The organism is Streptomyces sp. NPDC059957 (assembly GCF_042730015.1).
Lineage (GTDB): Bacteria > Actinomycetota > Actinomycetes > Streptomycetales > Streptomycetaceae > Streptomyces.
The window spans coordinates 1-24,025 of the sequence record NZ_JBHWMB010000004.1 but is presented as its reverse complement, the minus strand read 5'-3'; the positions used below and the strand labels follow the sequence as shown (position 1 = coordinate 24,025).

The 24,025-nt window shown below is 72.6% G+C and carries 23 protein-coding genes; 11 read left to right on the top strand and 12 right to left on the bottom strand.

From position 1 onward, the window contains the following. Positions 1 to 808: DMT family transporter (locus tag ACFWBW_RS04015; protein ID WP_385368128.1), on the bottom strand; the 808-nt coding region annotated here is incomplete at its 3' end. Positions 809 to 1,008: 200 nt separating this feature from the next. On the opposite strand from ACFWBW_RS04015, the gene ACFWBW_RS04010 reads away from it, so the two are divergent. Continuing rightward, positions 1,009 to 2,496 carry an SDR family NAD(P)-dependent oxidoreductase gene (locus ACFWBW_RS04010; protein WP_385368126.1) on the top strand — a complete coding sequence of 496 codons (1,488 nt, stop codon included), beginning with the start codon at positions 1,009 to 1,011 and terminating at the stop codon, positions 2,494 to 2,496. Positions 2,497 to 2,625: 129 nt separating this feature from the next. On the opposite strand, the gene ACFWBW_RS04005 is transcribed toward ACFWBW_RS04010, so the two are convergent. Continuing rightward, a complete protein-coding gene (locus ACFWBW_RS04005; RefSeq protein ID WP_385368417.1) occupies positions 2,626 to 3,000 on the bottom strand; it encodes a hypothetical protein in 375 nt (124 codons plus the stop codon). A 312-nt stretch (positions 3,001 to 3,312) separates the two neighbouring features. On the opposite strand from ACFWBW_RS04005, the gene ACFWBW_RS04000 reads away from it, so the two are divergent. Continuing rightward, complete coding sequence (locus tag ACFWBW_RS04000; RefSeq protein ID WP_385368124.1) at positions 3,313 to 3,489, top strand: hypothetical protein; 177 nt, start codon at positions 3,313 to 3,315, stop codon at positions 3,487 to 3,489. Positions 3,490 to 3,710: 221 nt separating this feature from the next. Continuing rightward, on the top strand, positions 3,711 to 4,694 hold the full coding sequence (locus ACFWBW_RS03995; protein WP_385368122.1) for an NAD-dependent epimerase/dehydratase family protein: 984 nt from the start codon (positions 3,711 to 3,713) through the stop codon (positions 4,692 to 4,694). Here the strand turns inward: ACFWBW_RS03995 and ACFWBW_RS03990 are convergent. Genes ACFWBW_RS03990 through ACFWBW_RS03980 form a run of 3 tightly spaced genes read right to left on the bottom strand, consistent with a single transcriptional unit; the run spans position 4,680 to position 7,647 of the window. Continuing rightward, a complete protein-coding gene (locus ACFWBW_RS03990; RefSeq protein ID WP_385368120.1) occupies positions 4,680 to 6,143 on the bottom strand; it encodes a lipase maturation factor family protein in 1,464 nt (487 codons plus the stop codon). The genes ACFWBW_RS03995 and ACFWBW_RS03990 overlap by 15 nt on opposite strands. After that, on the bottom strand, positions 6,101 to 6,715 hold the full coding sequence (locus ACFWBW_RS03985) for a DUF1990 family protein (protein WP_385368118.1): 615 nt from the start codon (positions 6,713 to 6,715) through the stop codon (positions 6,101 to 6,103). The genes ACFWBW_RS03990 and ACFWBW_RS03985 overlap by 43 nt, the downstream gene beginning before the upstream one ends. Next, positions 6,712 to 7,647, bottom strand: a complete 936-nt coding sequence (locus tag ACFWBW_RS03980; protein WP_385368116.1) for a YndJ family protein — start codon at positions 7,645 to 7,647, stop codon at positions 6,712 to 6,714. Before ACFWBW_RS03980 ends, ACFWBW_RS03985 begins: the two co-directional genes overlap by 4 nt. 174 nt (positions 7,648 to 7,821) lie before the next feature. On the opposite strand from ACFWBW_RS03980, the gene ACFWBW_RS03975 reads away from it, so the two are divergent. Both ACFWBW_RS03975 and ACFWBW_RS03970 read left to right on the top strand, forming a co-directional pair. After that, on the top strand, positions 7,822 to 9,132 hold the full coding sequence (locus ACFWBW_RS03975) for a DUF6777 domain-containing protein (protein WP_385368114.1): 1,311 nt from the start codon (positions 7,822 to 7,824) through the stop codon (positions 9,130 to 9,132). Between the two features lie 7 nt (positions 9,133 to 9,139). After that, entirely contained in the window at positions 9,140 to 11,203 is a 2,064-nt protein-coding gene (locus tag ACFWBW_RS03970; protein ID WP_385368112.1) for a SpoIIE family protein phosphatase, read from the top strand. Between the two features lie 47 nt (positions 11,204 to 11,250). On the opposite strand, the gene ACFWBW_RS03965 is transcribed toward ACFWBW_RS03970, so the two are convergent. Beyond that, positions 11,251 to 11,604: a hypothetical protein gene (locus tag ACFWBW_RS03965; RefSeq protein ID WP_385368110.1), complete on the bottom strand. Its 354-nt coding sequence runs from the start codon at positions 11,602 to 11,604 to the stop codon at positions 11,251 to 11,253. Positions 11,605 to 11,751: 147 nt separating this feature from the next. On the opposite strand from ACFWBW_RS03965, the gene ACFWBW_RS03960 reads away from it, so the two are divergent. Continuing rightward, the gene (locus ACFWBW_RS03960; protein ID WP_385368108.1) at positions 11,752 to 12,612 is read left to right on the top strand and encodes an Fpg/Nei family DNA glycosylase; all 861 of its coding nucleotides are present in this window, start codon (positions 11,752 to 11,754) and stop codon (positions 12,610 to 12,612) included. Positions 12,613 to 12,671: 59 nt separating this feature from the next. Continuing rightward, on the top strand, positions 12,672 to 13,076 hold the full coding sequence (locus ACFWBW_RS03955) for a hypothetical protein (protein WP_385368106.1): 405 nt from the start codon (positions 12,672 to 12,674) through the stop codon (positions 13,074 to 13,076). 28 nt (positions 13,077 to 13,104) lie between these two features. On the opposite strand, the gene ACFWBW_RS03950 is transcribed toward ACFWBW_RS03955, so the two are convergent. The 3 genes from ACFWBW_RS03950 to ACFWBW_RS03940 form a co-directional block, all read right to left on the bottom strand. Then, entirely contained in the window at positions 13,105 to 13,569 is a 465-nt protein-coding gene (locus ACFWBW_RS03950) for a hypothetical protein (RefSeq protein ID WP_243341408.1), read from the bottom strand. Between the two features lie 235 nt (positions 13,570 to 13,804). Further along, positions 13,805 to 14,467 (bottom strand): class I SAM-dependent methyltransferase, encoded by a 663-nt coding sequence (locus ACFWBW_RS03945; protein WP_385368104.1) that lies wholly within the window; start codon positions 14,465 to 14,467, stop codon positions 13,805 to 13,807. A 58-nt stretch (positions 14,468 to 14,525) separates the two neighbouring features. Continuing rightward, complete coding sequence (locus ACFWBW_RS03940) at positions 14,526 to 15,065, bottom strand: sigma-70 family RNA polymerase sigma factor (RefSeq protein WP_385368102.1); 540 nt, start codon at positions 15,063 to 15,065, stop codon at positions 14,526 to 14,528. Between the two features lie 284 nt (positions 15,066 to 15,349). On the opposite strand from ACFWBW_RS03940, the gene ACFWBW_RS03935 reads away from it, so the two are divergent. Continuing rightward, entirely contained in the window at positions 15,350 to 16,564 is a 1,215-nt protein-coding gene (locus ACFWBW_RS03935; RefSeq protein WP_385368101.1) for a CapA family protein, read from the top strand. On the opposite strand, the gene ACFWBW_RS03930 is transcribed toward ACFWBW_RS03935, so the two are convergent. Then, on the bottom strand, positions 16,506 to 17,312 hold the full coding sequence (locus tag ACFWBW_RS03930; RefSeq protein ID WP_385368099.1) for a DUF4328 domain-containing protein: 807 nt from the start codon (positions 17,310 to 17,312) through the stop codon (positions 16,506 to 16,508). The genes ACFWBW_RS03935 and ACFWBW_RS03930 overlap by 59 nt on opposite strands. 179 nt (positions 17,313 to 17,491) lie before the next feature. After that, the gene (locus ACFWBW_RS03925; RefSeq protein ID WP_385368097.1) at positions 17,492 to 17,953 is read right to left on the bottom strand and encodes a universal stress protein; all 462 of its coding nucleotides are present in this window, start codon (positions 17,951 to 17,953) and stop codon (positions 17,492 to 17,494) included. Positions 17,954 to 18,038: 85 nt separating this feature from the next. Between ACFWBW_RS03925 and lysX the strand changes: the two genes are divergently transcribed. Continuing rightward, a complete protein-coding gene (gene lysX / locus ACFWBW_RS03920; protein ID WP_385368095.1) occupies positions 18,039 to 21,353 on the top strand; it encodes a bifunctional lysylphosphatidylglycerol synthetase/lysine--tRNA ligase LysX in 3,315 nt (1,104 codons plus the stop codon). Positions 21,354 to 21,474: 121 nt separating this feature from the next. Beyond that, complete coding sequence (locus ACFWBW_RS03915; protein WP_385368093.1) at positions 21,475 to 22,353, top strand: polysaccharide deacetylase family protein; 879 nt, start codon at positions 21,475 to 21,477, stop codon at positions 22,351 to 22,353. A gap of 48 nt (positions 22,354 to 22,401) precedes the next feature. Here ACFWBW_RS03915 and ACFWBW_RS03910 read toward each other — a convergent pair whose 3' ends face one another. After that, a complete protein-coding gene (locus ACFWBW_RS03910) occupies positions 22,402 to 23,091 on the bottom strand; it encodes a class F sortase (protein ID WP_385368091.1) in 690 nt (229 codons plus the stop codon). Between the two features lie 352 nt (positions 23,092 to 23,443). Between ACFWBW_RS03910 and ACFWBW_RS03905 the strand changes: the two genes are divergently transcribed. Next, the gene (locus ACFWBW_RS03905; protein WP_385368089.1) at positions 23,444 to 23,959 is read left to right on the top strand and encodes a hypothetical protein; all 516 of its coding nucleotides are present in this window, start codon (positions 23,444 to 23,446) and stop codon (positions 23,957 to 23,959) included. Positions 23,960 to 24,025 lie beyond the last annotated feature (66 nt).

Below are 24,025 nucleotides of genomic sequence, written 5' to 3'. Positions count from 1 at the left end.
GCAGGACGAGCCCGGTCGCCGCCACCGCCGCGCTCACCAGCGCCGCGGCGGCGCCGGCCGCCCCGTAGCGGAAGCCCTCGTCGAACAGCGCGATGCCGACCGCCGCCGCGACCACCGGGTTGGCCACCGTCACGGTGGCCAGCGGCACGGTCAGCCCGGCGCCCCGGTAGGCCGCCTGCGACAGCAGCAGTCCGGTGGCGGCCAGCGCGGCGATCGCGGTCAGCTCCGGCCACAGCGTGACCAGCGCGTCCGGGGAGAAGCTCTCGGCCACCGACTTCGTGAACACCGAGCCCATCCCGAAGGCGGCTCCCGCCGCCGTCGCCAGCAGCACGCTGTGCGCGGTGACCCGCCGCACCCGGCGCGCGGCCAGGAACAGTACGGACACCAGGGCGCCGGTCGCCGCCAGGAGCAGGCTCTGCTCCTGGCCGGACAGGGACTGCTCGGCCCGCCCGCCCCCGCCCGTCAGGGCCAGCAGCCCGGCCAGCCCGGCCGTGGCCAGCACGGCCCCGCGCCAGGCCGCGGCCCCCGCCCGCCGCCGTACGAACACGGCCGCCATCGGGAGTGCGAAGACGATGGTGAGGGCGCCGAGCGGCTGCACCAGGCTCAGCGGCCCGTAGGCCAGCGCCACCACGTGCAGCAGGGCGCCGAGGCCGTTCAGCGCGATCGCCGCGTACCAGGCGGGCCGGCGCACCGGGGCGTACGGCAGCCCCGTCGTACCGGACGCGACCCGCTCCTGGACGATCGCTCCGGCCGCATACGCCACGGCGGACACCAGGCACAGCAGGACCGAAAACGCTAGGGCACTCATAAAAGTCACAATGCCCGAGTCCGGAGAGCTATTCCTCCCCCTCAAGGCGGGCACGGGTACGCCCCTGGTCGTACTCCGAACGCAGTAGCCGCGAGCGTGGGAGTGCGTTTGTCTTCCCGCGTGGGGGATCCGTACACTAGCCCTTTTGGGGACTTCCGCATCCGGCGGACGCGGACGACTGATCAAGGAACGCAGCGGGTATGACGGTGACCGAAGACAGCCAGGAGCAGGGCCACGCCTTCGGGCCCGGCATCGACCCGGACCGCCTGGCCCTCTGCCTGAGCGTGCTCGACGAGCTCGACAAGCTCGACATCGACCACCCGGACGCGATCACCGTGCGCCGCGCCACCGCCGGTCTGTACCGGACGGTCAAGCAGCGCCGCCGCCAGGACCGCCGCGCCGCCAAGACCGCCAACGACAGGGCCGTCACCGAGGCGACCGCGACCGGCTCCGCCGAGCGCATCGACGACGAGACCGAGGGCCTGCTGCCCTCCTCGGTCACGGAGGCCGGACGGATCGCCGGAATCCTCCAGCGCCCCCGCTCCTGCTACGTCTGCAAGACGCGCTACGTCGAGGTCGACTACTTCTACCACCAGCTCTGCCAGGACTGCGCCACCGTGAACCGGACCAAGCGGGAGGCCCGCGCCGACCTCACCGGCAAGCGCGCACTGCTCACCGGCGGCCGCGCGAAGATCGGCATGTACATCGCGCTGCGGCTGCTGCGCGACGGCGCCCACACCACGATCACCACCCGCTTCCCCAAGGACGCCATCCGCCGCTTCAAGGCGATGGAGGACTCCGCGGACTGGATGCACCGCCTGGAGGTCGTCGGCATCGACCTGCGCGACCCGGCCCAGTCCGTGGCCCTCGCCGACCAGGTGGCCGCGGCCGGTCCGCTCGACATCCTGATCAACAACGCGACGCAGACCGTACGCCGCCTGCCGTCCGCCTACGCGGCGCTGGTCGAGGGGGAGGGCGCCCCGCTGCCGGCCGGCGAGCTTCCCGCCCACCACGTCATCGGCGCCTTCAACTCCGGCGCGGTCGACGGCCTGGCGGCCCTGCCCATCGGTGTGAGCGGGCTGGAGGCGCAGAAGGTCGCCGACCTGGCCATGGTCGCGGGCAATGCCAGCCTGGAGCGGCACCTTGCCGGAACCGCCATCGACGCGGGCGGCCTGCTGCCCGATGTCGTCGACAGCAACACCTGGGTGCAGACCATCGACCAGATCTCCCCGGTGGAGCTGCTCGAGACCCAGCTGTGCAACTACACCTCGCCGTTCATCCTGATCAGCGCGCTCCGGCCGGCCATGGCCGAGGCGGCCCGGAAGTCGGACGGCGGGCGGGCGTACATCGTGAACGTCTCCGCGATGGAGGGCGTCTTCAGCCGCGGCTACAAGGGCGCGGGACACCCGAACACCAACGCGGCCAAGGCCGCGATGAACATGGTGACGCGGACCAGCGGCCAGGAGATGTTCCAGGCCGACCGGATCCTGATGACCTCGGTCGACACGGGCTGGATCACCGACGAGCGCCCGCACTTCGACAAGCTCCGCCTGGCCGAGGAGGGCTTCCACGCCCCCCTCGACCTGGTCGACGGCGCGGCCCGGGTGTACGACCCGATCGTCCGCGGCGAGCTCGGCGAGGACCTGTACGGCGTCTTCCTCAAGGACTACGCACCCGCCAACTGGTAGGCCGCGCGTACTCGGGTCACCCGGCCCGGGTCACCCGGCCCGGGCCACCTGCCCCCGCGCCACCTGCCCCGCGTCATATGAGCGCCCCCGGCTTCCCTCCCCGAGAGGGCGACCGGGGGCGCTCCCCGTTCAGGCCGTGCGGCCGTAGGCCCCCGCGGCGACCAGTTCCAGCACCGGGCGCCAGTCCTCCAGCACGCCCGCGTCCAGGCCCGCGGACCGGCCCGCTTCGGCAGCGTGCGCGAGGGACTCCGCGTCGGGGTCCGGCCCGGGGCCCGGTGCGCCGGGTCCGTGGAGGCGTACGAGCCGTGCCACCCGCTCGCCCAGCAGGGGGCGGATCGCCTCCGCGGGGTGGTCGATCAACAGCCCCGCGACCTGCAGTTCTTTGTCGAAGGGGTGCGAACGGCGCAGCAGCGCCGCCACCCGCAGCCCGTGGCCGTCGCCATGCTCGTCGGCATGCCCACCGCCCAACAGGTCCATCAGTTCCCCGACGCTTCCGACGACCACCGGCACTTCGGACTTCGCCACTGTCGTTCCCTCCATCGCCCGACCGCGCATCACCCGTATGGCGCCGTCGAGCAGATCAGCCCTACACGACGCGCCGCCGTGCGAGGTGATGAACTCGTGGAGAAAACAAGCTGTCCGGAGCGGATTTTACCTTTCCATCGAGCGGGGGTGCGCTCATATGTGTACTCTGATCGCCATGAGAGCCCCACACGGGCACTCGCTCCACCAAGGCGCCACCGCGTCCGGAAACCCCCTCTTCCCGCACCGACGCGCGGTTCGCGCGCCGGGTTACGCGACACAAAGGAGTGCGCGGTGACGCCAGAACTGACGACGACCGACAAGGCAGCCGAAGAACGGACGGGGACGCGGAGCACGAAGCGCCCCGAGACCCTCGGCAACCTGGAGGTCTGGGCCCGGTCCGCTCCGATCCGTCTCGCCGGCTACGAGGACGACCTCGCCGAGCCGCACATCCTGCCCGGCATCGACTAGACACACACCGGATCCGTACGGTGCACTCCGCCCGCCGTCCCCTGTCTGAAGACCCGGGACGGCGGGCGGTGGTCTGCGTGGGGGATCGGTGGGCGATCGATGACGGGTCCGTTCCATGTCGGACGGCGCCCTGAAGTTCCCGGTACCGGTACGCCGTGGGCGTCATCGCTGTGGGCGATCAAGGGTTACGCGCACCACCGGTCCCGGGCAGGCTGAGCCGCATGAAGCTGCTGATGCTGGGTGGAACCGAATTCGTCGGGCGCGCGATCACCGAAGACGCCCTGAGCCGCGGGTGGGAGGTGACCGTCTTCCACCGCGGGAACCACGCGCCCCCGCCGGGAACCAAGGCCCTGCACGGTGACCGCACCGCCCCCGGCGGCCTGGACGCCCTCGCCGAGGGGGAGTGGGACCTCGTCGTCGACACCTGGGGTCACGCCCCCACCGCCGTCCGCGACAGCGCCCGCCTGCTGCACGGCCGGGTCGGCCGGTACACGTACATATCCAGCCGCTCGGTGTACGCCTACCCCGCCCCCGCCGGTCTGGACGAGGGCGGCCCGCTGGTCGAGGGCTCGCCCGACGCGGACGCCACCGCCTACCCCGAGGACAAGCGCGGCGGCGAACTCGCGGCCCTGGACGCCTTCGGCGACCGCGCCCTGCTGGTGCGCGCCGGGCTGATCATCGGCCCGTACGAGAACGTCGGCCGGCTGCCCTGGTGGCTGAACCGCGTCGCCCGCGGCGGCCCCCTCGTCGCTCCGGGGCACCCCGAACTGCAACTGCAGTACATCGACGTGCGCGACCTGGCGCGCTGGACCCTCGACGCCGGAGTGGCCGGGCTCGGCGGCGCCTACAACCTGGTCTCCCCGGTCGGCCACGCCACGATGGGCAGCCTGCTGGAGGCCTGCGCCACCGCGACCGGCGCCGGTTTCGAACCGCGCTGGACCGACTCGGCGGTGATCGAGAAGGCCGGCATCGAGCCCTGGGTCGAGCTGCCCATCTACCTCCCCGAGGGCGAGCTGCACGACTTCATGTTCGGCGGGGACGTCACCAAGGCTCTGGAGGCGGGCCTCGTCTGCCGCCCCGTGGAGGAGACCGTCGCCGACACGTGGACCTGGCTCCAGACGCTCGGGGGAGTCGCCCCCCACCGGGCCGACCGGCCGATGAAGGGCATATCGGCGGAGCGGGAGGCGGCACTACTCGGGCTCTGACCGGGGCCCTGGCCGGGGTTCCGTCCAGGACGCCTCCGCGAGCCGGGTCGGCGGCAGGTACTCGCGCACCAGTGTGCGGTGCCACCACGCCCCGGTTTCGCGGAGCTCGCGCCAGGTCGTGAACCGGTAGCGGTACAGCCGCGCCCGGACGTAGAGGGGCGGTGCGTCCGGGAAGGGGTTGTACCGGATCAGCCTCAAGGTGTCCCGGTCGCCCGCCAACAGCCGCTCCACGAACGGCCCGAACCAGTCGCGGGCGTAGCCGGGGGAGAGCGCCGCGAACCACATCAGCCAGTCGAGGCGCAGGTGGTACGGGGCGAACTGGCGCGGGATCCGGCGCACGTCACCCGGCTTGCCCCTGAACCCGTACTCCCGCCACGCGCCGTCCTCCCGGGGCCGCCGGTCCGCGGTGCCCTCCACCACCACCTCCTCGCGGATCCGGCCCACCGTGCCGAACGCCCCGTAGGTGTTCACCAGGTGGAGGGGGTCGAAGGAGCGGTTCATGACCTGGCCGCGCGAGATCATGTTGGCCACCGGGTGCCGGCTCAGCACGAGCACCAGCGCGGTCATCGCGCACACCAGCACCACGTACCAGAGCGGCCCCTGCCGGGAGGCGGCCGGCGGTGGGTCGCCGGCGAGCGCGCCGAAGTCGATGGCAGGCAGGGCCGCCGTGATCGTGATCCAGTTCAGCCAGGCGAAGTTCCCCGACAGCACCAGCCACAGCTGGGTCGCCACGATGATCCCGGCGGCGTACGAGGCCACCGGCTGCGGGGTGAACAGCAGCACGGGCACGACCAGTTGGGTCACGTGGTTCGCGGCGCACTCCACCCGGTGCAGCGGCTTGGGCAGGTGGTGGAAGAACCAGCTCAGCGGACCGGGCATCGGCTGCGTCTCGTGATGGAAGTACAGGCAGGTGAGCCGGCGCCAGCAGGGGTCGCCCCGCATCTTGATCAGCCCCGCGCCGAACTCCACCCGGAAGACCACCCAGCGCAGCAGCCACAGCACCAGCACCGGTGGCCCGGCCCGCGCGTTGCCGAGGAAGACGGCGAGGAAGCCGACCTCCAGCAGCAGCGACTCCCAGCCGAAGGAGTACCAGGTCTGCCCCACGTTCACGATCGACAGGTACAGCAGCCACAGCAGCGCCCACATCGCCATCGCCGCGCCCAGCGGCACCGCGTCCCCGGCCCCCGCGGCGAGCGCCGCCGCCAAGGCGGCCCCGGTCCAGGCGCAGACCGCGAAGAACCGGTCGGAGTAGTGCAGGTGGAACAGGCTCGGGGCGCGCCGGAAGGGCACGTACCGCAGGTGGCGCGGCACGGGCAGCATGCCGTGCGCCCCGATCAGCGCGCGGAACTGCAGGGCGGCCCCGGCGAAGGCGACGAGGTAGACGCCGGCCAGGGCCCGCTGGAAGATCAGCCGCCCCAGCCAGTATCCGGGTGCCGTGAACCAGTCCATCCCCTCCAGTATCGGGCCGGCGCGGGCCGGGCGCCCGTGGCGAGGCGCCGCACGTACCGACCGAGGTGGCGGGCGTAGGCCTCCTGGAGGAAGGGGACGACCGGGCCGGCGAGGCGGGTGTACCAGGTTGCCGGGCGGCTGAAGGCGTTCACCTCGAACCACACCGAGCCGTCCGGCTCCATGTCCACGACGAAGGACTCCTCCCCGCTCTCGGGATGCCCGGCGAGCGTGCCGTAGGCGAAACCGGTCCGGCGGGGCTCGTACGCGGTCCAGATCACCTCGCACGGGGCGTCGATCCGCACCGGGCCGATCCCGATCCCGACCACGACCCGGTCGCCGGGCCGGACGGGGAACGCTCCGGCCGTGACGAGCATGCCCGAGGCGCGGTGCGCGCGGAAGGTGGTGACGGCCGCCCCGGCGGCGTCGAAGGCGGCCTGCCCCTGCCCGATCCGGGTGCGGTGGTGGGTGAAGTGGTACCCGGCGGGCAGCGGCCGCCGGGCCGTGGCGCCCCGGTCGGGGTAGTTGAAGGTGCTGCGGCCTTCGCTGCGGCCGTCGCTGATGAGGCGGCTCATGCCGGGATCTCCGTTCGGTCGGCCGGGGCGGCCGGTGCGGGCAGGGTGACCGGTGCGGGCAGGGCGGCCCCCGCAGGCGGTCCGGGCGGGCGGGTGGTCAGGCGGCGCCAGGCCAGCAGCGAGCACAGGCCGAAGCCGAGGGCGTTGCCGAGGCCGTGGGTCGCGGCCATCCAGGTCAGGGTGGGGTGCACGATCCCGGTGGCCTCGCCGAGCGCCCACCACAGGGCGAGCAGCATGGTGGCCACCAGAACGGCCGCCGAGATCGCGAGCAGCGCAGCGGTGGTCCGGTCGCGCACGGCGGCCCCTGGGCGGACGTCGCGCCAGGTCAGCAGGGCCACCGCCCACATGCCGCCGGTCAGCGTCACCGCGCCCACCAGCTCGGCCCAGTCGTCGATGAAGTAGCCCAGCAGCACGAGCGCCGTCCCGGCCGGGACGCTGTACGCCGCCCAGCGCGCGAGGGCTCCGGCGGCGGAGGCCCGGCACACCAGCCCGGCGACCAGGGCCGCGGCGAAACCGGCGAAGTGGAAGTGCGGCACGGTCAGGGCCAGGATGTCGAGGTCGAAGCCGAAGAGCCGGTACCCGGCGCGTTCGGCGACCAGCGCCGTCCCGGCGACCGAGGGCGCCACGAGTGCGGTGAGCACGGCCACCTCGGCGGGTCCGAGAGCCCGACCGGGTGCACCGGTACGGGTCGAGTTCCGCACCGCCGGGACCGCGGCCCGTACCGCGAGGGCCAGCGTGGCCGCCGCGTAGAGTGCGGCGAGGGCCGTGGCCGGGGCTCCCCGGGGCAGCCACAGGCAGACTGCTCCGGGGGCCGCGAACAGCGGCCACAGCCGGGCCGTCCGGCCGAACCGGACCGGATCGATCAGGCGCAGGCCGGCCGGGACGACGTACAGCATGCCCAGGGTGACGATCAGATTCACGAGCACGGTCACCGAGGATCCCCCTCCCAGGAACGAACGCATTGAACGCGTTCAACTCACGATCGTGAGCCTAGACCCTCTCTTGAACATGTTCAAGAGAGGGTTGGGTGCGTGATCTCCGGTTGCGGCCACCCCGGACATGCGGCAGACAAGAGGGAGCAACCGGGGCGAAAAGGGAGATGCAACGTGCACGCACCGACACCTCGTCAGGCGCCGCGTCGTCACGCACCGGCCCGTGCGGCCCTCTTCACCGTCCTCGGACTCCTCGCCGCGGCCTGCGGGGCCTCCGGAGACGAGGGACGGACCAAGGGCCCCGCCGCCGAGAGCCAGGACGTCCACCTCCAGCCCGTGGCATCGGCCGGCCCGGACCCCTTCACCACCTCCTCCGCCACCGGCGAATCGGCCCCCGTCCAGCCCCCGCTGCCCAACGCGACCGGCCAGGGCATCCGCACCGTCAACGCGGCCACCCCCGGCCTGTACGGCGGAACCCAGCGGCTCGGCAGCTGCGACGTGGAGGCGCAGGTCCAGTCCCTGACCGCCGACGACGCCAAGGCCCGCGCCTTCGCCCAGGCCTCCCAGGTGGAGCAGGAACAGATCCCCGACTTCCTGCGCGGCCTCACCCCCGTCGTGCTGCGCGCCGACACCCGGGTGACCAACCACGGCTTCGTCGGCGGCAACGCCAACGCCTTCCAGTCCGTCCTCCAGGCCGGCACCGCCGTCCTCGTGGACGACCACGGAATGCCCCGGGTCCGCTGTGCCTGCGGGAACCCGCTCCTCTCGCCGCGCGCCGCACCCGGCGCGCCGGTGCTCAAGGGGGAGCCCTGGAGCGGCTACCAGCCCACCCAGGTCGTGGTCATCGAGCCGACCATGCAGGTGATCAACAACCTGGTCATCGTCAACATCGCCGACAACACCTGGATCGAGCGCACGGCCGGGGACGACGGAGCCCAGGACCGCACCCCGCGGACGCCGCCCCCGTACGACCCGGCCGACGGGATCCCCGCCGGTCCCGCGACCCCGCCCGGCACCGCGCCGGCCGAACCGTGCCGGACCCCGGAGAGCAACAGCCTCGCCCGCACCGAGCCGCCGCCCACCGGCCCGCCGAGCCCCGGCCGCAGCCCCGCCCCGAACGCGGCCGACTGCCCGCCGGGCTCCCCGCAGACGGCCCCGAACACTCCGAACACCCCGAACACGCCGAACAGGCCGGTGACCCCCGACCAGCCCTCGTCCGGCATCCCCTCGGGCCCGCCCACGGCACCGCCGCCCGCCCCCGACCAGCCCTCGGACGTGCCCACCGACATCCCCTCCGACCTGCCCGGCCAGACCCCGGGCGACCCGGGGACCCTGGTGGGCCCCGAGGGGGTGTCGCCGCAGCCGAGCGATCCGTACGCGGACCCCTACGCGGACCCGTACGCGGACCCGTACGCCGACCCCTACTCCGTCCCCGAGCAGCAGCCCTCGGCCCCGTACGACGGCCAGTACCTGGAGAGCGCCTGACCGGCCCGTGTGTCATGGTGGACCGGTGCCGACCGCCGTATCGCTGCCGGAGGACTGGCCCGCACATCCGGACCGGTCCCTCTCGCTGAACCGCATGGGCAGTTTCGACTGGGACCTGGTCACCGGTCTCATGCACATGGACTCGGCCGCCCTCGAGGTCTTCGACACCAGCCCCGAGGAGTACGACGGCCGGCCCGGCTCGCTGTCGCCGCGGGTCCCGCCCGCCGAGGCCGCCCGGCTCGACGCACTGGTCTCCTCGGCCCTCAAGAGCGGGGTCGACAGCTACGGCGCCTACTTCCGCATCCGCTGCCACGACGGCCAACTGCGCTGGACGCACACCCAGGGGCGGGTCATGCGCGGCCCGGACGGCCGGCCGTACCGGATCATCGGCATCGTCCGCGACGCCACCGAGGAGCTCAGTCATTCGGCGGAACGCCTCGGGCTGGACGAGGAGCGGCGCCGCCAGACGTCGGTGGTCGAGTCCACCACCGCCGCGCTCGCGCACGCCCGTACGGTCCAGGACGTCATCGACGCGCTCGGCGACGCCCACGGCCTGGAACGGCTCGGGTCCATGGGCATGGTGATGGGACTGGTCGAAGCCGGCCGGATCCACCTCGTCGCCGAGGGCCCCGCGGGCAGTTTCGTCCCCGGCACCCGCTACACCCGCATCGACGAGCAGTACCCGATGAGCGAGGTGGTGCGCTCGCTCCAGCCGCGCTTCCTGGACTCCGCGGCCGAGTTCGCCGCCGGCTATCCCGGGCTCTGGGCGAAGATCTCGTCCATGCACATCTCGGCGGCCGCCTACCTGCCGCTGATCGCCCAGGCCCGCCCGATCGGCGCGATCGGCCTGCTCTACCGGGACAAGGACGGCTTCACCCAGGAGGAGCGGAACCTGCTCGTCGCGCTCGGCAGCAGCATCGCCCAGAGCCTCCAGCGGGCCATGCTGCTGGAGCAGGAACACGATCTGGCGGAGGGGCTCCAACAGGCGATGCTGCCGCGCCGGATCCCCTCGGTACCGGGCGCCGAGATCGCCGTACGGTACCGCTCGGCCCGGATGGGCCGGGACATCGGCGGCGACTGGTACGACGTCATCCCGCTGCCCGGCGGCCGGGTCGGCGCGGTCATCGGCGACGTCCAGGGCCACGACACGCACGCGGCGGCGGTCATGGGCCAGCTGCGGATCGTGCTGCGCGCCTACGCCGCCGAAGGGCACTCGCCGGCCACCGTCATGGCCCGGGCCTCCGTCTTCCTGCACGAGCTGGACACCGACCGCTTCGCCACCTGCACGTACGTCGAGGCCGACCTCTCGACCGGGGTGCTGCAACTGGTCCGGGCCGGCCACATCGACCCCCTGATGCGCACCCGGGACGGCGGCTGCGGGCGACTCGCGCTGGTGGGCGGGATGCCGCTGGGGCTGTCCGCGGAGTTCGGGCTGCTCGAGTATCCGGTGACCACGGTCGAGATGGGACCGGGGGAAACGCTTCTGCTGTGCACGGACGGCCTGGTGGAACAACCCGGAGCCGACCTCGACGACGGCATCGAGCTCCTCGCCTCCCTCGTCCGCACCGGACCGGCCGACCTGGCCCTGCTCGCGGACCGGCTGTGCGAAGTCGTGGACGACCGGGGCGGCGACGACGACATGGCCCTGCTGCTGCTCCGCCGCGACGCCGAGGAGGCCCAGCAGGCCGGCGGCCGGCTCCAGCAGCACGTGGCCCCCGGCGATCCCGAAGCCCTCGTATCGGCCCGCCACATGATCGGCGCGGCGGTGCGGGCCTGGGGCGCGCGGGACCGGGCCGACGAGATCGAGCTGATCGCCGACGAGCTCATCGTCAACGCCCTCATGCACACCGACGGTCCCGCCATCGTGACGCTGCGGGTCCTGAGCGGCCCCGAACGCAGGCTCCGCGTAGAGGTCGAGGACCGCTCCAGCGCCCTGCCCCGGCGCAGGGAGGCCGGCGACTCCGGGGTCTCGGGACGCGGCCTGATGCTGGTGGACCGGCTGGCGGACGTCTGGGGCGTGGAGTCGCGGGGGAGCGGCAAGTGCGTGTGGTGCGAGTTCACGATGCCGTGAGCCGTGAGCCGTGAGCCGTGAGCCGTGAGCCGCCGGCCACCGCTGCCTCAGCGGAACTCGTGCACCACCTGGATCGCGCCGACGATGTGAGCGTTGAAGTCGTCCAACTCCTCCGCCGGAACCCACAGCTCGAGGATCGTCCGTCCCCCGGCTTGCTGGACGGGGTACCGGCTCAGGAACTCGGACTCGACCTCGAACCGGGTGACGAAGCCGACGCCGCTGTGCTTCACGTTCCAGTCCCTCGCGATCTTGATCGCGTAGTCCTCGTTGAGGACCGGGTAGAAGATCGGCTGCTCGGGGAGCCGAGGCGGCCAAGCGCGCCAGTTCAGGCCGCGGACCAGGTCCAGCTCCTCGGGTCCGGTGGGGCGCCACAGGGTCGTCGTCGCTCGCCGGCTGGTCATGTGAATCACTCTCTGGACGCGGAAGGCCGATGGTACGGCTGTTCGGAGACCGGACAGTACCCGCGCGGGCGACTCGACGGCCACACCGTTTCCGCACCGGGACGTCCCCCGCTCGCGCTTCGCCCGGGGCCGCGGCAGGCTGGGGGCATGCCCGAGCTGCCCGAGGTCGAGGCCCTGAGGGAGTTCCTCGACGAGCACCTCGCCGGGCGGGTGGTCGAGCGCGTCCTCCCGCTCGCCGTGAGCGTGCTCAAGACGTACGACCCGCCCCTGACCGCGCTCGAGGGGCAGCGGGCCGGTGCCACGGCCCGGTACGGCAAGTTCCTCGCCCTGCGGATCGGCGAACTGCACCTCGTCACCCACCTCGCCCGGGCCGGCTGGCTGCGCTGGATCGACACCGTTCCCGACCGGCCGCCGCGCCCCGGCAAGGGGCCGCTCGCCCTGCGTCTCGTCCTGGAGGGCGGCGGCGGGTTCGACCTCACCGAGGCCGGGACGCAAAAGCGCCTCGCCGTGTACGTGGTCCGCGATCCGCAGGAGGTCCCCGGCATCGCCCGGCTCGGCCCGGACCCGCTCGCCGAGGACTTCGACCGCGAGGCCTTCGGCGCGCTGCTCGCCGGGGAACGGCGGCAGATCAAGGGCGTGTTGCGCGACCAGAGCGTCATCGCGGGCATCGGCAACGCCTACAGCGACGAAATCCTCCACCACGCCAAGGTCTCGCCCTTCAAACTGGCAGCCTCCTTCGACGAGGCGCAGGTGGACCAGCTGTACGCGGCCGTCGAGGAGACCCTGCGCACGGCCGTCGAGCGGGCGCACGGGGTGGCCGCCGGACGGCTCAAGGCCGAGAAGAAGAGCGGGATGCGGGTCCACGGCCGCGCGGGCGAACCCTGCCCGGTGTGCGGGGACACCGTCCGCTCGGTCTCCTTCGCCGACTCCTCGCTCCAGTACTGCGCGACCTGCCAGACCGGGGGCAAGCCGCTCGCCGACCGGCGGCTGTCGAAGCTGCTGAAGTAGGTCCCGGGGCCCTCCCCGGGAGGGGGCGGGGCGGCCCGGCTCCGGTTAGACTCCGGCCCATGGCCGAGGAGCAGCAGCCGCAGCCGCCCCGGCGGGAGGTCGTCACCGGGGTCCCGCGCGGCAGCCGCCGCAGGCCGCCCGCGCACACGCCGGCCCGCTCCGAGATCTCCGAGCAGACCACCCTCGGAGCCACCTACGTACGGGCCCTCATGCGCAGCCAGCTCCGTGCTGGACTCGGCGCCCTGGCCGCGCTCGTCCTCCTGGTGGGTTTGCTGCCCCTGCTGTTCCTGGTCCCGCGGGTGGCGTCGGGCCCGCTGGTCTGGGTGGTGCTCGGAGTCCTGGTGTACCCGGTGCTGTGGTGCGTCGCCCGCGCGTACGTGATCCGGGCCGAGCGCAACGAGGCCGACTTCACCGGGCTGGTCACCGACCCGACGGAGCCGCCCGGGCCGCGCCGGCCGGAGTAGCGGGCCGGGCGGCTCTGCGTACCCGCCCTCAGAACAGGTGCATCGCCAAGTGCCCCAGGGGCAGGCCGAGTTGCCAGGCCGGGGTCCAGACCCGGGCGTTCTCGTCCAGGCCCGGCGGGGTGTCGGCGTGGCCGTGGCGTCCCGGGTCGAGGTTGGTGGCGAACAGCTCCGTGTGGTCCAGCCAGCGCCAGGCCGCCCGGGCCAGTTCCAGGTCGGGGTCCTCGCCCCGGCCGCGCTCGCGGGCCTCCTCGCCCAGCGCGAGGAACCGGGTGTGGACCCAGTCGCGCCAGGGGTGCCCGTACGCCGTCAGCGACATCCACTCGTCGAGCTGCGAGACGACCCGGATCCCGGAGAGTTCGCCGGCGGCGTCCGAGAGGTAGATGGTCAGCGCGAGCGTGTCGCGCCCGGCGCGGAACTCCAGGGTGCTGACCGGGATCAGCCGGCCCGTGCGCAGCAGTTCGTCGGCGATGTACTCCGCGTAGAGCCATGCCATGGGCACCGCGAGCCCACCGTCACTGGTGCCGTTCGTACCCTCGGGCTGCACCGTTCCACCTTCTCCCGCATGCGTCGAGTCTTCCCGCCGTCTACGCCGAGCCTTCCTTGCGCGGGTCGCGGATCGGGGGATGTTTACTCAACTTGAACGGTCCGATGCCGGTTTCGATGCGGTTCGTGTCCGATTCGATGGCGTTCAGGCCATTCTTTGACGCGTTCGGTGTGCGTCGATCCGGTCAGACCGTGGCGATCACGGCGTAGCGTTCGTCGGTCACCGCGCGTCCCCACAGGGCCGGGTTGCCCCCGAGGGGCTCGACGCGCAGGGCGGTGACGAGCGGCCCTACGACGGCGGCGAGTTCGTCGGCGCCGACGCCGCCCGCCCAGGGCAGGGTCTCGGCGCCGGGCACGTACGGCGTGCCACTCGCACCGGCCTCGCGCCAGCGGCCCTCGACGAGGACGAGGGTGCCGCCCGGGCGCAGTCGGCCGATCCAGTTGCCGAGCGCGACCTCGGGGGCGGGCAGGGTCCACAGCAGGTGGCGGGAGAGCAGGGCGTCGAACCGCTGGTCGCCGGTGGGCGGTACGGCGGCGTCGCCGACCAGGAACCGGCCGGTCAGTCCGGCGGCCGCCAGTTTCACCCGGGCGTGCTCGACCATCCGCGGGGCGAGGTCCACGCCGGTGACCCGGTGCCCGGCTTCGGCGGCCAGCAGGGACAGTGATCCGGTGCCGCAGCCCACGTCGAGGACGTCGAGCGGTCCGGCGGGCAGCCAGGAGCCGAGGAGGTCCGCCCACGCCTCGCGGGTTTCCGGGGCTCGCAGCCCGTGGTCGGGCTCCTCGTCGAACCGGGAAGCGGTCGTGTCCCAATAGGCGGTGATGGCAGCGGTGTTCGTGGTGTTCGGCATCCCACGAGCCTCGCATCCGCCACTGACAACGCCCCCGGACACTGCGCCCGTCCGTCCCTCAGGCGCCGAGTCCGTACCCGTAGCCCTGGAGGCCCTTCCGCAGGGCGCGCAGGGCGTAGTACGTACGGGACTTGACCGTGCCCGCCGGAATGCCGAGCTCCGCCGCGGCCTCGGCCACGGAGCGGTCCTGGAAGTAGACCTGCACCAGGACGTCCCGGTGCTCCGGTCCCAGTGATCCCACCGCCCGCCGTACGTCGATGGCGGTCACCGAGCCCGCCACCGCGTCACCCGGCGCCGGAGCCTGCTCCAGCCCTGTCGGGTCCACCTCCAGGGGCCTGGACAGGCGCGCCCGGCGGGCGTCTATGGCGAGCCGCCGGGCCACCGTGAACAGCCAGGGCCGCAGGGACTCGTAGTCGCTCCCCAGGACCTCCGGATGCTGCCAGAGGCGCAGGAGGGTCTCCTGTACGAGGTCTTCCGCGCGCTGGGCGTCACCGGCGGTGAGGCCCAGCAGGAAACCGAACAGGGCCCGTCCGTGTTCGCGCTGGAGTTCGGCCAGTGCCTCGGGATCGGTGCGTCGGAGGGTGGGGGCAAGGGGCACGGGAGGCTCCTTCCGGGGGGCGGTGCGGGGGCGGTCGGGGTCGACGGATCCACCCTGACCTGCACCGGGCCCGCCCGGAACCGTCCCGCCCGGACGGTGCGCCCAAGCACCCGGGTCATCCGGTGGGCGGCCGCGCCGGGCGGTGAACGGTCGAACGGCGCGCCGAACGGCCATTGGGGTGAGTGCGCGGTCGGCCGGCGGAGCCGTTCCTTGACTTCAGGCGTCTCTTTCTATGGATTGACTGAAGATCAGGTAGTCGTATTAATCAAGGAGAGCTGGGACAGATGACCGCGCGCACCCGCCACGCCCTCGCACTGCTGACGGCCGTGGTGCTGTCGGCCGTAGCCGGCTGCTCCGCCGGTGGGGACCCCGCGCCGGCCCGCCTCGGCGGGTCCCGGACCACCCAGGCGCCCGACGGCGCTCCCGGATCGACCACGGCGCCCGCCGCCGGATCGATGAAGGGCTTCACCCTCGTCGCGAGCGGCGACGTGCTGCCCCACGAGTCGGTCATCCGGCGGGCGGCCTCCGACGCGGACGGCGACGGCCACGACTTCCGGCCGATGTTCTCCGCGGTCAAGCCGATCGTTTCGGCAGCCGACCTGGCCCTCTGCCACATGGAGACCATCTACGGGCCGGAGGGCGGACCGTTCACCGGCTACCCCGCCTTCCAGTCCCCGCCCGAGGTCGCCGACGGCCTCAAGGACGCCGGCTACGACGGCTGCTCCACGGCCTCGAACCACACCCTCGACGGTGGCGGAGCCGGTCTGAAGCGCACCCTCGACCGCTTCGACAAGGTCGGTCTGAAACACGCGGGATCGGCCCGTACGCAGGCCGAGGCGGGCACCGTGACGATGTACTCCGCGGGCTCCGCGAAGGTCGCGCACCTCGCGTACACGTACGACACGAACGGCTACCCGATGCCCGAGGGTCAGCCCTGGGCGGTCAACCTGATGGAGCAGGAGAAGATCATCGCGGACTCCCGGGCGGCCCGTAAGGCGGGCGCCGACGTGGTCCTCGTGAGCCTCCACTGGGGCACGGAATGGCAGACCGAACCGGACGAGAAGCAACTCGCGCTCGGCAAGGCGCTGACCGCCTCGCAGACCGGCGGCCGCCCCGACGTGGACATGATCCTCGGCACGCACGCCCACATCCCGCAGGCGTACGAGAAGGTCAACGGGACCTGGATCGTCTACGGCATGGGCGACCAGGTGGCCGGCGAGATGTTCAACTACAGCGGCGCCCGCGACATGCGCGGCAACTACGGTTCCATCGGCCGCTTCACCTTCGCCCCGCCGGCCGCCCCCGGGCAGCGCTGGCAGGTCACCAAGGCCGAGTTCGTCCCGCAGATGATGGACCTCGGAGCGGGCCGGGTCGTCAACCTCCCGGCCGCCCTCGCCCAGTCGCCGGGCCGCGAGGACTACGAGGAGGCGCGCGACGAGATCACTGATGCCGTCCTCGGCCGGGGCGCGGCGAAGGACGGGCTGACGATGGCGCGGTAGGGCCGTGGGGGTGCTCGGATCCCGGCGGCCAGGCCGCGGCGTTCGGCCCCTGGGCGGCCTTGACGCCCTGCATCGCGGTCAGCTTGCGCACGAAGAGGACGGCCAGCACGGCGGCCACGACGGCGATCAGGTCCCCGAAGGCTCCGAGGGAGGAGGCGTCGCGGACCTCCGCGGCGCCCTCAGCCTTCCCGTACTGGTACGAGGCGAGCCCGTGGAGGAACCAGCCGCTCACCCCCACCAGCCACCACGCGACCACCGGGGCGCCCGAGATGGACCGGAAGGAGCCGTCGGGCGCGTTCTGCACGCTGGCGTCCCAGGTCTCCCGCGCCGTCCGGTACGGGAAGAAGAGGTTCGCGATCGGGACGAACCACCCGCCGATGGCCCAGCCGGCGGACTGGCTGAAGCCGTCGGGGCGGAACACCCCGGCATTGCAGCGGACCCGGTGGAACCACATGAGGAAGACCACGACCGTCGCCGCTGTGGTCAGGCTCTGGGCGAACTCGACCAGGGAGTTGAGGAAGTCGGCCGCGGCCATGCCGCTGTGGTCGGTGCCCGGGGGATCCGTGAGCACCTGCTTCATGTGCTGCCACCTGGTCACCTTTCCCCAGGTCGCGAGCAGAGCGAACACCGCCCCGACGGACAGCAGTGCGGTCACGGCAGTCGCGAGCCCCTGCGGGGAACGCAGGACCTGGACGGGCTGCGACGCCGGATACGGCGACGGCGACGGACCGGGCGCGATCGAGGACATGACGAAGTACCCCCCACGGGAACATGCGTGACGTATGACAGGAAAGCGGAATGGCCCACAGGCCCTCCGAGCTGCCCGAACATACGTCAGTGAAGGCCCCGCCGTCTACGATGATCAGGTTGCGCAGGCAAAGAGCCTCCGGGACACGGTGGTGCCGGGGGAGCGGCGGCCGACGACCGCTACGGCACCACGGTGACGGGCCAGCGCCCCGCCTTCACCAGACGGATCGCCACCGACCCCACGATCCGGTGCCCGGCCTGCTCCGAAGCCCCGACCACCACCGCGTCCGCCATCAGCTCCTCGGCCGCGCCCACCAGCCCGGCGTACGCGTCCCCGCGGAAGGTGTGGAACTGCCAGCGGACGTCGTAGACGCCCTTCAGTCGCTCCGCGGACTCCCGGATCTCGGCCACCAGCCCCTCCGCGATCTCCTCGGTGGCCTCCGACACCGGAGCCCCCAGCGAGGCCCCGGCCGGCATCACCGGCTGGACGTACACCAGCGCCAGCAGCGCGTTCTGCCGCCGGGCCAGCCCCGCGGCGTAGGCGGCCGCGCGGAGCGAGGACTGCGAACCGTCCACCCCGGCGAGGATCACCTTCGGACCGTCCGTACCGCGCTCGAATCCCGTACCCACGTGCTCCGTCACCCTTCCGAGGTTAGAGCGTGCGTCGCGGATCAGCCCGGGCCCGCTCACCGCGCGAAGGGGCGCGGCCCTCCTTACAGTGCGAACCATGAGTGCCACCGTGGAGGAGACGCGCGGGACGCGCGGGAGCCGCAGCCGCTTCCTGAACCGGGTGCCCGACGCCTTCGGAGCGTTCTTCGGAACGCTCGGGCTGCTCTGCGCCCTGCTGGCGCTCTCCCCGACGCTGCGCCGCCTGCTGCGGCCCGTCGTGCGCTTCCTCGACGCCATCGTCGTGCCGGTCAGCGCGAACCTCGCCTACGCCGTCTTCCTCTTCCTCCTCGCCGCCGCACTCGGCATGCGCAAGAAGGTCGCCTGGTGGATCGTCGTCACCTATTTGGCCCTGCTGGTCCTGGTCGACGTGCTGACCGTGGCCGAAGAGGACTACTGGGTGGGCTTCTCCTCCATGGCCCTCGCGGTCGCCGCCCTCGCGATCCTGATCGCCGCGCGCAAGGAGTTCAACGCCGCCTCCCGGCCGGGGGCCCTGTGGCGGGCCATGCTCGTGCTCGGCCTCGGCCTGCTCGCGGCCGTCTTCCTCGGCTGGGGCCTGGTCGCGCTGTTCCCGGGAAGCCTGCCCAAGGGGCAGTGGCTGGACTGGTCCGCCAAGCAGGTCTTCGGCGGGCTGTTCTCGGCCCGGCAGTTCGACGGCCACCCGCCCAGGCCCCTGTACTTCCTGCTCGGCCTCTTCGGCGCCCTCGCCCTGCTGAACGCCGCCGCCACCCTCTTCCGCTCCCAGCGGCTGACCGCCGCCCTGCACGGGGACGAAGAGCCCCGCATCCGGGCCCTGCTGGGCGCCTACGGGCGCAACGACTCCCTCGGCTACTTCGCCACCCGGCGCGACAAGGCCGTCGTGTTCGCCCCGAACGGCAAGGCCGCCGTCACCTACCGGGTCGAGGCCGGCGTCTGCCTCGGCAGCGGCGACCCCGTCGGCGACCCGGCCGCCTGGACCCCCGCCATCGACGCCTGGCTCGCCGTCGCCCGCCGCTACGGCTGGCAGCCCGCCGTCATGGGCGCCTCCGAGGACGGGGCGACCGCGTACGCCCGCTCCGGGCTCGGCGCCCTCCAGCTCGGCGACGAGGCCATCCTGCACGTGGCCCACTTCGACCTCGACGGCCGCGACATGCGCGTCACCCGCCAGGCCGTCAACCGCGTCAAGCGCACGGGAGCCAGTACGGTCATCCGCCGCCACTCCGCCCTCTCCGAGGACGAGATGCAGATGATCGTGGACCGGGCCGACACATGGCGGGACACCGAGACCGAACGCGGCTTCTCCATGGCCCTCGACCGGCTCGGGGACTCCGCCGACGGGGACTGCCTGCTCGTGGAGGCCTTCGACGACGAGGGCGAGCTGATCGCCCTGCTCTCCTTCGTGCCCTGGGGCAAGGACGGCATCTCCCTCGACCTGATGCGCCGCGACCGGGCCGCCCCCAACGGTGTCATGGAGTTCATGGTCGCCGAGCTCTGCGCGGCCGCGCCGGGCCTGGGCGTGCGCCGCATCTCCCTCAACTTCGCCGTCTTCCGCTCCGCCTTCGAGGAGGGCGGCCGGATCGGCGCCGGTCCCGTCCTGAAGGTGTGGCGCAAGCTGCTGCTCTTCTTCTCCCGCTGGTGGCAGCTGGAGGCGCTGTACCGCTCGAACGTCAAGTACGGCCCCGAGTGGTACCCGCGGTTCCTCTGCTTCCAGGACGCCGGCTCGCTCGCCCGGGTCAGCCTCGCCTCCGGCATCGCCGAGGGGTTCGTCTCCGTGCCGAGCATGCGCACCCTGTGGGGCAACGGCCACCCGCGCGGGCTCACCGCCCCCGCCACCACCGCCGGCCTGCCGCCCATCGAATCCCTCGGGCTGGAATCCGTAGGGGAGGAGGACGGCGCGGGTGCGCGGGCCGAGCGGCTGCCCGAACAGGTCCGGGTCCGGCACGACAAGCTGGAGCGGATCCGGGCCGCCGGCACCGACCCGTACCCCGTGGGAATCCCGCAGCGCACCCACACGGTCGCCGAGCTGAAGGCCGCGCACCCCGGCTACCCGCCCGGCAGCCGCACCGGCTCGCCGGTCACCGTCGCCGGACGGGTGATGGTCGTACGCGACCTCGGCGGCGTGGTGTTCGCCGTCCTGCGGGACTGGTCGGGAGACATCCAGCTGATGTTCACCCGGGACGAGTCGGACGCCGCAGTCCTCGGCACCTTCACCTCACAGGTGGACTTCGGCGACCACGTTGTCGCGAGCGGCGAGGTGGGAGCGAGCAAGAGCGGTGAACTGTCCGTGGTCGTCGACTCCTGGCAGCTCACCGGCAAGTGCCTGCGCCCGCTGCCCGACAAGCGCAAGGGCCTCGCCGACCCCGAGGCCAAGGTCCGCCGGCGCTACCTCGACCTGGTGGCCAGCCCCGAGACGCGCGACATCGTACGGGCCCGGTCCAGCGCCGTCCAGGCCCTGCGGCAGGGGCTGCTGGACCGGGGTTACCTGGAGGTCGAGACCCCGATGCTCCAGCAGATCCACGGCGGGGCCAACGCCCGCCCGTTCCGCACCCACATCAACGCCTACGACCTCGACCTGTACCTGCGCATCGCGCCCGAGCTGTACCTGAAGCGATTGTGCGTGGGCGGCATGGAGAAGGTCTTCGAGATGGGCCGCACCTTCCGCAACGAGGGCGTCTCCTACAAGCACAACCCCGAGTTCACGATGCTGGAGGCCTACCAGGCCTTCGCCGACTACGACGTGATGCTCGACCTGACCCGCGAGCTGATCCAGGGCGCCGCCACGGCCGCTTTCGGCTCGCCCATCGCGCACAAGGCCGGACCGGACGGAAAGCTCGTCGTCCACGACATCTCCGGGCCCTGGCCGGTCAAGACGATGTACGGGGCGATCAGCGAGGCACTGGGCGAGGAGGTCGACGCCGACACCGAGGAGCACGTCCTGCGGCGGCTGTGCGACCGCGCGGCCGTGCCGCACACGCCCGACAACACCCGGGGCGACGTGGTCCTGGAGATGTACGAGCGGCTCGTGGAGGAGCGGACCAAGCTGCCCACCTTCTACAAGGACTTCCCGACCGACGTCTCCCCGCTCACCCGGCAGCACCGAAAGGACCCCAGGCTCGCGGAACGCTGGGACCTGGTGGCCTTCGGCACCGAACTGGGCACCGCCTACTCGGAGCTGACCGACCCCGTCGAGCAGCGGCGCCGGCTGACCGCGCAGTCGCTGCTGGCGGCGGGCGGGGACCCGGAGGCGATGGAGCTCGACAACGACTTCCTGGACGCACTGGAGTACGCGATGCCGCCGACCGGCGGCCTGGGCATCGGCGTCGACCGCCTCGTCATGTTCCTCACGGGTCTGACGATCCGGGAGACGCTGCCGTTCCCGCTGGTGAGGCGGGGCTGACCGGCAGGACTGCTCCGAGCGGGTGAGCGGCGCGGGCCGTGTCCGCGCCTCTCGACATCTGCGGCGATGTCGTTGATACGTAGTAGTAATGAAAAATGACGAGCCGACAGTAGGGCGACGCATGCTCCTGCGTTCCGCCGTCTTCCTCGGAGTCGCCGCCGCCGCAGGGCTGCTGACGGGCGGCGAAACCGACCTGCCGACACCGGGCGCGGGCACCCCCGCGGCAGGCCCCGGCCCCGGTGCGGCACCCGGCGGAGCCGCAGGGCCCGGACCCCTCACCGGAGCCCCCGGCCAACTGCCGCAGTTCCCGCGCGGATCCCCGTACCGGCTCGAGCCGATGACCTCCGAAGGGGCCCCGGAGCGCGCGCCCGCGGCGAAGCCCGCCGTACGGAACCGGCCGATCCTGGAACTCCCCGCCGACGGGAACGCGGCGAGCGCCATGACCCTCACCTTCGACGACGGGCCCGACCCCCGCTACACCCCGGGCATCCTGGACACCCTCGCGCGCCACGGCGTCCGGGCCATGTTCTTCGTCTGCGGGGAGATGGCGGTCGACAACAAGGACCTGCTGCGCAGGATGGTGGCCGAGGGACACGTCATCGGCAACCACACCTGGACCCATCCGCAGCTCACCAAGATCAGCCGACCGGCGATGGCATCCGAGATCGGCCGGACGAGCGAGGTCGTCCACCAGGCCGTCGGGACGGCTCCGCTGTGGTTCCGGGCGCCCTACGGGGCCTGGAACCGGGCCGCCTTCGAGATCGGCGCGGAGCTCGGCATGGAACCGCTCGCCTGGACCGTGGACACCCTGGACTGGAAGGAGCCGGGCACCACCGCGATCGTGTCGCGGGTCCTCAAGCAGGCCGCGCCCGGGGTGATCGTGCTGAACCACGACGCGGGCGGCAACCGCTCGCAGAGCGTGCAGGCGCTGGCGAGCTACCTGCCGCAACTGCTCGGACGGGGATTCCGGATGACGCTGCCGGAGCTGCCGCCGCACTGAGGGGCCGTACCCGCGCGCGGCGGCGCCGTCCGCCGCCGCGCGGGTGGGTCAGCGGGCCTCCACCATCCGCGCGAACACGACGACGTTGCCGTCGTAGCCGCGCCCCTTCGAGTAGCCGCCGCCGCAGGTGATCACCCGGAGCTCCGGGTGTCCGGTGTCCCCGTAGACCCGGGATCCGGGGAAGGTGTTCTTGGAGAAGACCTCCACGCCGTACACCTCGAACACCGCCGTGCGGCCGTCGTAGCGCGCCACCTCGACGCGGCTGCCCTTCTGGACCGAGCCCAGCCCGTAGAAGACCGCGGGGCCCTGCGCGTTGTCCACGTGGCCCACGATCACCGCCGAACCCTGCTGGCCCGGCGAGATGCCGTTCAGGTACCAGCCGGCCAGGTTCTTGTCCTGCGGGGGCGGCGCGTCGATCCAGCCCTGCGCGTCCAGCCCGACCGTCATCACCGGTGCGTCCACGCTGATCGACGGGATCCGGATGCGCTGGACCGACGAGTGGCCCAGCACCTCCATGTCCGGCGGCGGCACGGGCGGATCGCCGGGTGCCTGGTCGGCCCGTGGCCCGACCGCCGACCCGGCCGGTGCGCTGACCGCGGCGGCGGCGGCCGGCTGCGGGGGGCCGTCGCCGGCCTCGGCTCCGTTGCGCATCATGGCGAGGCCGCTGAGCATGACCAGCGCGATCGCACCCCAGGGGGAGCGCCTCCTCGGTGGCCTCTCACCCTCGTCCTCGAGCATGGTTCTCCCTTCCCGACGCGGGGGTCCCGACCCGCGTTCTTGTCCCACCCCTTCACGCCCTACTTCACGCACGCTAAGGCGGTGCGTGCGGGACGGCGATCGGGGAAGGGCGAACGGGTGGTGGGGCCGGAAGGGGTGCGCCCATCCAGGTAATCGTCACATAAATGCCTGACGGGTCGTGACCTGCGGATCCGTCAGCAAACGCGTCCGCGCATCGGCGTGTCGCTCAACCTTGCGGCCCAAAGGTGGAAATGCGCTGGTTGCGGACCGAGCCGAGGGTTCGTGATGGGAGGCGTTCTCGTCGATCTGCCCGGGCCACCGCTCCGGGGCGCTTCCCGCTGGAGGTTCCACCATGCGTGTTCTCCGCGCTCTTACCGTGACCGCGGCGGCCACTTGCGCCGCCATCGCCCTCAGTGCCCCATTCGCCTCCGCGAACCCTGCGGGCGGTCCGCCCTCGGGAGGCAACGGCGGGCCCAGCAATGTCACCGTCAACCCGTACTCCGTGCACCAGGGCTCCACGATGCAGGTCAGCGCGGCCGGTTGCCACCACGGCGGCATCGTCTTCTCGCACGGCAACTTTCCGCAGACGAACCTGTCGGCCGGCTCCATCGGCTTCGCGACCGTCCGGATCTTCAACCACGCCTCGCCCGGGCACCACACACTGTCGGTCAAGTGCCACGACAACAGCCTGGTCGCCACGCACCGCTTCACGATCCTGGACGGCCGCGGCGCCCAGGGCGGCATCGGCGGCTCCCTCGGCCCGTCCACCACCGAGACCGCCATCGGCGCGAGCCTCGTCGGTGCGGCGGCCCTCGGTGCCGGTGCCCACGTGATGCGCCGCCGGCGCCCGATCCGCGGCCGGGCCTGACCGGCCGACCTCCCCGGTCGGCCCGGACAACCGCCGGTCGCCCCGTGTCCTGGCCAGGACACGGGG

Bases quoted from the DNA above. Each gene is read 5' to 3' on its own strand.
- ACFWBW_RS04010 (WP_385368126.1), top strand. From the start codon at position 1,009: ATGACGGTGACCGAAGACAGCCAGGAGCAGGGCCACGCCTTCGGGCCC.
- ACFWBW_RS03995 (WP_385368122.1), top strand. From the start codon at position 3,711: ATGAAGCTGCTGATGCTGGGTGGAACCGAATTCGTCGGGCGCGCGATC.
- ACFWBW_RS03990 (WP_385368120.1), bottom strand. From the start codon at position 6,143: ATGGACTGGTTCACGGCACCCGGATACTGGCTGGGGCGGCTGATCTTC.
- ACFWBW_RS03985 (WP_385368118.1), bottom strand. From the start codon at position 6,715: ATGAGCCGCCTCATCAGCGACGGCCGCAGCGAAGGCCGCAGCACCTTC.
- ACFWBW_RS03965 (WP_385368110.1), bottom strand. From the start codon at position 11,604: ATGACCAGCCGGCGAGCGACGACGACCCTGTGGCGCCCCACCGGACCC.
- ACFWBW_RS03960 (WP_385368108.1), top strand. From the start codon at position 11,752: ATGCCCGAGCTGCCCGAGGTCGAGGCCCTGAGGGAGTTCCTCGACGAG.
- ACFWBW_RS03955 (WP_385368106.1), top strand. From the start codon at position 12,672: ATGGCCGAGGAGCAGCAGCCGCAGCCGCCCCGGCGGGAGGTCGTCACC.
- ACFWBW_RS03950 (WP_243341408.1), bottom strand. From the start codon at position 13,569: ATGGCATGGCTCTACGCGGAGTACATCGCCGACGAACTGCTGCGCACG.
- ACFWBW_RS03945 (WP_385368104.1), bottom strand. From the start codon at position 14,467: ATGCCGAACACCACGAACACCGCTGCCATCACCGCCTATTGGGACACG.
- ACFWBW_RS03935 (WP_385368101.1), top strand. From the start codon at position 15,350: ATGACCGCGCGCACCCGCCACGCCCTCGCACTGCTGACGGCCGTGGTG.
- ACFWBW_RS03930 (WP_385368099.1), bottom strand. From the start codon at position 17,312: ATGTCCTCGATCGCGCCCGGTCCGTCGCCGTCGCCGTATCCGGCGTCG.
- lysX (WP_385368095.1), top strand. From the start codon at position 18,039: ATGAGTGCCACCGTGGAGGAGACGCGCGGGACGCGCGGGAGCCGCAGC.
- ACFWBW_RS03915 (WP_385368093.1), top strand. From the start codon at position 21,475: ATGCTCCTGCGTTCCGCCGTCTTCCTCGGAGTCGCCGCCGCCGCAGGG.
- ACFWBW_RS03910 (WP_385368091.1), bottom strand. From the start codon at position 23,091: ATGCTCGAGGACGAGGGTGAGAGGCCACCGAGGAGGCGCTCCCCCTGG.
- ACFWBW_RS03905 (WP_385368089.1), top strand. From the start codon at position 23,444: ATGCGTGTTCTCCGCGCTCTTACCGTGACCGCGGCGGCCACTTGCGCC.